We start from the raw sequence: 6,411 nt of genomic DNA, 5'->3' as shown, positions 1-6,411 counted from the left end.
CAAGGTCCTCGCGGCGGGATCCCCGGCCGAGCTGACCAGTGGCGGCGCCAAGGGGGAGCTGCGGTTCCGGGCGCCGGCCGGTCTCGACATCGACCGTCTGGCGCTGGCCCTGCCCAACGGCACCATCGCCAAGGAGGGACCGCCGGGACGCTACGTTGTACACGGTGATATCGACCCGCATCTGCTCGCCGCGGTGACCGCATGGTGTGCGAGCAACGGCGTGATGGCCGAGGACCTGCAGGTGGAACAGCGCAGTCTTGAGGACGTGTTCGTGGAACTCACCGGCTCGGCGTTGCGGCCGTGATGACCGACGCGGGCGTGCCGATCGGCAAGCAGACCGGGAAACCGACCGGCGCCGCCGAACCCGATGCGGGCGTGCGACAGCCGCTGGACCTGCGGCCCGCGCCGGGCGCCGCGAGCCGGTGGAGCATGCTGCGCGCACAGACGATGATCGAGCTGAAGCTGACGCTGCGGCGTGGGGAGTCAGTGCTGCTCACCCTGGCCATCCCGGTCGGCCTGCTGCTGTTCTTCACTGCCGTGGACGTGCTTCCCACCGACGGCGGCCGGTCGGTGGACTTTCTCGTTCCGGGCGTCCTGGCGCTGGCGGTCATGTCGACGGCATTCACCGGGCAGGCGATCGCGACCGGTTTCGAGCGTTCCTACGGCGTGCTCAAGCGGCTCGGCGCAAGCCCGCTGCCGCGGTCGATCCTGCTGGCGGGCAAGACCCTGGCCGTGGTCGCCGTAGAGATCATCCAGGTTGCGGTGGTGGTCGCCGTCGGGTTTGCCCTCGGCTGGCATCCGCACGGCTGGCCGCTGTGGACGGGGCTGCTCCTGCTGGTGGCCACCGTCGCGTTCTGCGGCCTGGGGCTGCTCATGGCGGGCACCCTGCGGGCCGAGGCGACGCTTGCCGCGGCCAACGGCGTCTACCTGCTGCTGTTGCTCGTCGGCGGGGTGATCGTCCCGTTGTCCCGGCTGCCGGGCTGGCTGGAAGCGGTGGGCCGGGCGCTGCCCACCGCGGCCGCCTCCGACGGTCTGCGCGCCGTCCTGCAGGACGGTTCCGGTCTGCCCACCGGTGATCTGGCCGTGCTGTGCGCCTGGGCGGTCGGTTCCCTGGTACTGGCGTCCCGGACGTTCAAATGGGAGTGAGGTCCGAGACGGACGCCGGGAACGGACGTCCAGAAATGACGTTCGGGACGGACGTCCCCATGGCGATGATCTCGAACCCGAACTTCTACAGCCGGTAGTATCTGCGGGAATGAGCGTGCGGCGACCCCTGCAACTACCCACGGTGAGCCCGATGGTCTTCCGGCGACTCACCCGCATCAGCGTCATCCTGCTTGCGCTGATCGTGGTCACCGGCGGAGCGGTCCGGCTCACCGGCTCCGGGCTCGGCTGCCCCACCTGGCCCAGATGTGGCGAGAACTCGTTCGTGACGCAGCCGGAGTACGCTGCACACGGCTGGATCGAGTTCGGCAACCGGCTGCTGACCACCGCCGTCGGGCTGGTGATGCTCCTGCTGCCGCTGGTGTCGTTACGACTCGGTCAGCGCCGCCGCGACCTCGTCCTGCTCTCGTTCGGGTTGTGGCTGGGGTTCCTCGGCCAGGTGGTGCTCGGCGGTCTGACCGTCCTGTTCAAACTGCATCCCGCGCTGGTGGCAGGACACTTCCTGCTGTCCATGCTGCTGCTGCTCGATGTCGTGGTGCTCGACCGCCGGGCCCGCTCGGGCCCGGGCGTGGTACGTCCGGCATGCGGGCGCGAGCTGCTCGGGCTGGCGCGGCTGCTGGTGGCCGTCGCCGGGGCGGTACTCGTCCTCGGCACGGTGGTCACGGGAACGGGACCGCACAGCGGGGACTCCACCGAGGCGAAACGCTTCGGATTCGACATCACCAACGTCGCGCAGCTACACGCCGATGCCGCGATGCTCCTGGTCGGGCTGGTCGTCGCGACGGTTCTCGCGGTACGTGTCGGTGGCGCGCCGCGGGAGGCGGTCCGCGCGAGCACCGCACTCGCCGCCATCGCGATCGCCCAGGCCGGCGTCGGGTTCACCCAGTACTTCACCGGGATCCCGGTCGGGCTGGTGGAGCTGCACATAGCCGGGGCCACCGCGCTATGGATCGTCGCCCTGCGCGTCTGGCTGGCCATGGTCGAGCGCCCGGCACCGGTCGACCTGCCCGTACCGGCGACAACCGATCCCGCCGACGCGATCGAACCGGCGGTGGTGTGAGGAAGGCGTAAGTGGAAACAGTAGGTGGAAACCGCTGTCATGACGACCGCGACCACCTACAGCTTCCACTAGATCACGGCGGCCAGCGCCACCGCGACGAACAGGAGCGTCAGGTAGGTGATGGACATGTGGAACAGCCGCATGGGCCGGATCTCCCCACCGCGGCGGACGGACCGGCCCAGCCGGTGCGCCTCGGCGAGGAACCAGCCGCCGAGCAGCACGGCCACGACCAGGTAGAGCCATCCCGTGTCGGCGACCGGGACGAGCAGCAGGGATGCGGCAACCATCGCGTACGAGTAGCCGAGTATGCGCCTGGTGACCACCGCCGGTGACGCCACAACCGGCAGCATGGGGATCCCGGCAGCGGCGTAGTCGTCCCGGTACTTGATGGCCAGCGCCCAGAAGTGCGGCGGGGTCCAGAAGAAGATGACCGCGAAGAGCAGCACGGCGGGCCAGCCGACCGTGCCGGTCACCGCGGACCAGCCGATGAGCACCGGGAAACAGCCGGCCGCGCCACCGATGACGATGTTGGACGGACTACGACGCTTGAGTCCGAGGGTGTAGACGAAGACGTAGAACATGATCGCTCCGTCGGCGAGCAACGCCGACGGCCAGTTGACCGCAAAACCGAACAGCAGGGTCGCGGCGACACCCAGAAGGATGCCGAACCGCAACGCCTCGGCGGGAGTGACGCTCGCCCGCACCAGCGGCCGCTGGCGGGTACGCGCCATCACCTGGTCGATGTCGCGGTCGATGTAGCAGTTGAACGTGTTGGCGCTGCCCGCCGCGAACGTCCCGCCGACCAGCGTCGCAAGTATCAGCCACGGTGAGGGCAGGCCGCGCTCGGCCAGCAGCATGACCGGGACCGTTGTGATCAGGAGCTGTTCGATGATCCGCGGCTTGGTCAGAGCGAGATAGGAACGCGCGAGCACCCGGACCGGACGCCGGGACCTCGCCGGCCCGGTTGCTCCGCTCGGCCCACCGGAGGCCGACTGCGCGGGCGTGGTCGGCTTCGGCAGGCTGACTACCGGCGTGGACGCGGCCAGGGCGGACAGGACGACCTCGCGATCGGCGGGAGACACATGGGCACCCGCCCGGACTCGGGCCCCGTGGGCCGGGGCTTCGCGGCGTGGTTCTACGACGTGTCGGAGTCTAACCGCCGGGCGTCGCGCCGGGCGCGCGACCCGTCCAAGAGAAGATCTTTCTCCTCCGTCGGCGCCCCCGGGTCAGGCCATGGCGACATGAATGATCTATATGATTTCCAGCCGACGTGGCCGCCGACCGGTCTGCCACGGCGTCCGATGAAATCATCGAGTGGATAAGCCGAAAGACAGTGTTCTCGCTAACTTTCCCTGAGCTTCGCGGGCTATCCGGGCACGGGGGTGAGGGGAGCGCGAGAGGGTAGGTCCATCCCTACCGGCAGGGTGGGCCCATCCCCACCGCCACGGTCTGGCGCTGACCGGCATCGCGCACTGACGGACAATCGCGTGACAACCGGCGGTGCCGAACCGTCCACCAGCAGCACGCCAGCGCTTCCGGAGAGGACGTCACACCACAATGACCGACCCCTTGGCTCAGCTGTCCGCCGCCGAAGTGGCGGTCTGGCTCGACGACATCAGCCGGGACCGCCTGCGGACCGGCAACCTCGCCGAACTGGTGCGTACCCGCAGCGTCGTCGGTGTCACCAGCAACCCGACCATCTTCCAGAAGGCGATCAGCACGGGATCGGCCTACGACGAGCAGCTGCGCGATCTGTCCGTCCGCGGGGTGGACATCGGTGAGGCCGCCCGCGCGATCACGACCGCGGACGTCCGCGCTGCCTGTGACGTGCTGCGTCCCGCCTACGAGGCCAGCGGCGGCGTGGACGGCCGGGTGTCGATCGAGGTCGACCCGCGCCTTGCCCACGAAACCGAGCGCACCGTGGCCGAGGCCCGCGCGCTGTGGTGGCTGGTCGACCGGCCGAACCTGTTCATCAAGATCCCAGCCACGCTCGCCGGACTGCCGGCGATCACCGCCACACTTGCCGCGGGTATCAGCGTCAACGTCACACTGATCTTCGGACTTGACCGCTACGACGCGGTGATGGACGCCTTCATGACAGGCATCGAGCAGGCCGCGGCGGCCGGGCGGGAGCTGTCCGACCTCGCCTCGGTCGCGTCGTTCTTCGTCAGCCGGGTCGACACCGAGGTGGACCGCCGGCTGGAGAAGATCGGTACCGCCGAGGCCAAGGCCCTGCGGAGCAAGGCCGCGATCGCCAACGCACGTCTGGCCTACCAGCGTTATGAGAAGGCCTTCGCGACCGAGCGCTGGTCGGCCCTTGCCCGCGGCGGCGCCAGGCCGCAGCGGCCACTGTGGGCGTCGACGTCCACGAAGGACCCGGCCCTGCCGGATACGATCTACGTGGAGGAACTGGTCGCCCCGGACACGGTCAACACGATGCCGGAGGCGACGCTGCATGCCTTCGCCGACCACGGGGTAGTCAGGGGCGACACGATCAGGCCGTACTACGACGACGCCCACGCGGTACTGGCCCACCTGGCCGACCTCGGTATCTCGTTCCCCGATGTCGTCGAGGTGCTCGAACGCGAAGGCGTGGAGAAGTTCGTGGACTCCTGGAACCAGTTGCTCACAGCCGTCAGGGAACAGCTTGAAGCCGCCGGCGACTGACCGGGAATGATTATCAGCTGACAGACCGTTCCGCGAAAAGCCAGATGAAGGAACCCCGCAACAACGAGGAGGGGAGTTCGGGTGACGCCAACGGTGAGCGCCAACCCGCTGCGAGACCCGCGGGACCGCCGGCTGCCACGCCTGCCCGACCCATGCGCGTTGGTGGTCTTCGGGGTCACCGGCGACCTGGCCCGCAAGAAGCTCATCCCGGCCGTCTACGACCTGGCGAACCGAGGTCTGCTGCCGCCAGGCTTCGCGCTGCTGGGTTTCGCCCGGCGCGACTGGAACGACGGCGACTTCGCGCAGATCATCCGGGAAGCCGCGGAGAAGGGCGCCCGGACACCGTTCCGGGAGGAGGTGTGGGACCGCCTGGCCGCGTCCGTGAAGTTCGTCCAGGGGTCGTTCAACGACGACCAGGCGTTCGACACGCTTGCGCAGACCCTGCTCGACCTCGAGCGGACCCATGGGATCCCGGGTAACGCAGCCTTCTACCTGTCCATCCCACCATCGGCATTTCCCGTCGTCCTCAAGCAGATGCAGCGCACCGGGATGGCCTCGAACGAAGCGTCCGGCGGTTGGCGGCGGGTCGTGGTGGAAAAACCCTTCGGCTACGACCAGGAGTCGGCCCACTCCCTCAACGAGCTCGTCGACGACGTGTTCACCGCCTCCGACGTGTTCCGCATCGATCACTACCTGGGCAAGGAGACCGTCCAGAACCTGCTGGCGCTGCGGTTCGCCAACACCCTGTTCGAGCCGATCTGGAACTCCCACTTCGTCGATTCCGTCCAGATCACCATGGCCGAGGACGTCGGTATCGGCTCGCGTGCCGGTTTCTACGACGAGACCGGCGCCGCCCGGGACGTGCTGCAGAACCACCTGCTACAGCTGCTGGCACTCACCGCCATGGAGGAGCCGGTGAGTTTCAACGCCGAGGCCATCCGGTACGAGAAACTCAAGATCCTGCGGGCCATCTCGCTGCCGGACGACCTCGCCAGCTATGCCATCCGGGGCCAGTACGAGCAGGGCTGGCTCGCCGGCCAGCGGGTCCGGGGCTATCTGGAGGAGGACGGCGTCCCCCCGGACTCTCGGACGGAGACCTTTGCCGCCGTCCGACTCGGGATCGAGACCCGCCGGTGGGCGGGTGTCCCGTTCTACCTGCGCACCGGCAAACGGCTACCACGCCGGGTAACCGAGATCGCCGTTTCGTTCAAGCCGGCTCCGCACCTGCCGTTCGACGCCACCGACACCTCCGAGCTCGGCCACAACCAGCTGGTGGTGCGGGTCCAGCCGGACGAGGGCGTGACGTTGAAGTTCGGATCCAAGGTCCCGGGTTCGGCGATGGAGGTCCGCGACGTCGCCATGGACTTCCTGTTCGGCGAGGCGTTCACCGAGTCGCTTCCCGAGGCGTACGAACGGCTCATTCTCGACGTGCTGCTCGGGGACGCGACGTTGTTCCCGAACAACGCCGAGGTGATCGAGTCGTGGCGGGTGATCGACCCGATGGAGGACTTCTGGGCCGG

Annotated in this window: 5 protein-coding genes and 1 pseudogene; 5 read left to right on the top strand and 1 reads right to left on the bottom strand. The window is 68.6% G+C overall.

Annotated elements, in window-relative coordinates:
• The 3 genes and pseudogenes from DD1DGNOD_RS29140 to DD1DGNOD_RS09340 all read left to right on the top strand — a co-directional run.
• Window positions 1-304: pseudogene (locus tag DD1DGNOD_RS29140) on the top strand (ABC transporter ATP-binding protein); the annotation flags it as partial.
• On the top strand, window positions 304-1,146 hold the full coding sequence (locus DD1DGNOD_RS09345) for an ABC transporter permease (protein ID WP_131769918.1): 843 nt from the start codon (window positions 304-306) through the stop codon (window positions 1,144-1,146). The pseudogene DD1DGNOD_RS29140 and the gene DD1DGNOD_RS09345, both read left to right, overlap by 1 nt.
• Before the next feature lie 109 nt (window positions 1,147-1,255).
• Window positions 1,256-2,224, top strand: a complete 969-nt coding sequence (locus DD1DGNOD_RS09340) for a COX15/CtaA family protein (protein ID WP_165034878.1) — start codon at window positions 1,256-1,258, stop codon at window positions 2,222-2,224.
• A gap of 68 nt (window positions 2,225-2,292) precedes the next feature.
• On the opposite strand, the gene DD1DGNOD_RS09335 is transcribed toward DD1DGNOD_RS09340, so the two are convergent.
• A complete protein-coding gene (locus DD1DGNOD_RS09335; protein ID WP_430827781.1) occupies window positions 2,293-3,243 on the bottom strand; it encodes a heme o synthase in 951 nt (316 codons plus the stop codon).
• Between the two features lie 538 nt (window positions 3,244-3,781).
• Here DD1DGNOD_RS09335 and tal point away from each other — a divergent pair.
• Together tal and zwf are read left to right on the top strand one after the other, a co-directional pair.
• Window positions 3,782-4,891, top strand: coding sequence for a transaldolase (gene tal, locus DD1DGNOD_RS09330; protein WP_131766218.1), 1,110 nt, complete (start codon window positions 3,782-3,784; stop codon window positions 4,889-4,891).
• An 81-nt stretch (window positions 4,892-4,972) separates the two neighbouring features.
• Window positions 4,973-6,411: glucose-6-phosphate dehydrogenase (gene zwf / locus DD1DGNOD_RS09325; protein ID WP_131766230.1), on the top strand; the 1,439-nt coding region annotated here is incomplete at its 3' end.

The sequence above is a fragment of the Candidatus Protofrankia californiensis genome, from assembly GCF_900634765.1.
GTDB classification, from domain to species: Bacteria; Actinomycetota; Actinomycetes; order Frankiales; family Frankiaceae; genus Protofrankia; species Protofrankia californiensis.
This window is presented reverse-complemented; position numbering and strand designations above follow the sequence as displayed.

What these genes read in the sequence shown, in the direction of transcription:
- DD1DGNOD_RS09345 (WP_131769918.1), top strand. Translation starts at nt 304, where the DNA reads ATGACCGACGCGGGCGTGCCGATCGGCAAGCAGACCGGGAAACCGACC.
- DD1DGNOD_RS09340 (WP_165034878.1), top strand. Translation starts at nt 1,256, where the DNA reads ATGAGCGTGCGGCGACCCCTGCAACTACCCACGGTGAGCCCGATGGTC.
- tal (WP_131766218.1), top strand. Translation starts at nt 3,782, where the DNA reads ATGACCGACCCCTTGGCTCAGCTGTCCGCCGCCGAAGTGGCGGTCTGG.